The sequence below is a fragment of the Pectobacterium versatile genome (genome assembly GCF_020166435.1).
GTDB classification, from domain to species: domain Bacteria; phylum Pseudomonadota; class Gammaproteobacteria; order Enterobacterales; family Enterobacteriaceae; genus Pectobacterium; species Pectobacterium versatile.
Window position 1 is genome coordinate 1 of the sequence record NZ_JAINZP010000049.1, and the last position, 1651, is coordinate 1651.

The 1651-nt window shown below is 52.7% G+C and carries 1 rRNA gene; it reads left to right on the plus strand.

Annotated features, from left to right (window positions below):
• Positions 1-56 precede the first annotated feature (56 nt).
• Positions 57-1598: ribosomal RNA gene (locus tag K7X24_RS21785) — 16S ribosomal RNA — on the plus strand.
• Positions 1599-1651 lie beyond the last annotated feature (53 nt).

Genomic DNA, 1651 nt, shown 5'->3' on the forward strand with positions numbered 1-1651 from the left:
AACAGTTACTAATTCTTTGAGCATCGCTGACGAGTTCAGCAAATCAAACAAATCTTAAATTGAAGAGTTTGATCATGGCTCAGATTGAACGCTGGCGGCAGGCCTAACACATGCAAGTCGAGCGGTAGCACAGAAGAGCTTGCTCTTTGGGTGACGAGCGGCGGACGGGTGAGTAATGTCTGGGAAACTGCCTGATGGAGGGGGATAACTACTGGAAACGGTAGCTAATACCGCATAACCTCGCAAGAGCAAAGAGGGGGACCTTCGGGCCTCTCGCCATCGGATGTGCCCAGATGGGATTAGCTAGTAGGTGAGGTAATGGCTCACCTAGGCGACGATCCCTAGCTGGTCTGAGAGGATGACCAGCCACACTGGAACTGAGACACGGTCCAGACTCCTACGGGAGGCAGCAGTGGGGAATATTGCACAATGGGCGCAAGCCTGATGCAGCCATGCCGCGTGTGTGAAGAAGGCCTTCGGGTTGTAAAGCACTTTCAGCGAGGAGGAAGGCGGTAAGGTTAATAACCTTATCGATTGACGTTACTCGCAGAAGAAGCACCGGCTAACTCCGTGCCAGCAGCCGCGGTAATACGGAGGGTGCAAGCGTTAATCGGAATGACTGGGCGTAAAGCGCACGCAGGCGGTCTGTTAAGTTGGATGTGAAATCCCCGGGCTTAACCTGGGAACTGCATTCAAAACTGACAGGCTAGAGTCTTGTAGAGGGGGGTAGAATTCCAGGTGTAGCGGTGAAATGCGTAGAGATCTGGAGGAATACCGGTGGCGAAGGCGGCCCCCTGGACAAAGACTGACGCTCAGGTGCGAAAGCGTGGGGAGCAAACAGGATTAGATACCCTGGTAGTCCACGCTGTAAACGATGTCGATTTGGAGGTTGTGCCCTTGAGGCGTGGCTTCCGGAGCTAACGCGTTAAATCGACCGCCTGGGGAGTACGGCCGCAAGGTTAAAACTCAAATGAATTGACGGGGGCCCGCACAAGCGGTGGAGCATGTGGTTTAATTCGATGCAACGCGAAGAACCTTACCTACTCTTGACATCCACAGAATTCGGTAGAGATACCTTAGTGCCTTCGGGAACTGTGAGACAGGTGCTGCATGGCTGTCGTCAGCTCGTGTTGTGAAATGTTGGGTTAAGTCCCGCAACGAGCGCAACCCTTATCCTTTGTTGCCAGCGATTCGGTCGGGAACTCAAAGGAGACTGCCGGTGATAAACCGGAGGAAGGTGGGGATGACGTCAAGTCATCATGGCCCTTACGAGTAGGGCTACACACGTGCTACAATGGCGTATACAAAGAGAAGCGACCTCGCGAGAGCAAGCGGACCTCATAAAGTACGTCGTAGTCCGGATTGGAGTCTGCAACTCGACTCCATGAAGTCGGAATCGCTAGTAATCGTAGATCAGAATGCTACGGTGAATACGTTCCCGGGCCTTGTACACACCGCCCGTCACACCATGGGAGTGGGTTGCAAAAGAAGTAGGTAGCTTAACCTTCGGGAGGGCGCTTACCACTTTGTGATTCATGACTGGGGTGAAGTCGTAACAAGGTAACCGTAGGGGAACCTGCGGTTGGATCACCTCCTTACCAAGAAGATGTGTGTTAAGTGAAGTGCTCACACAGATTGTCTGATGAAAATA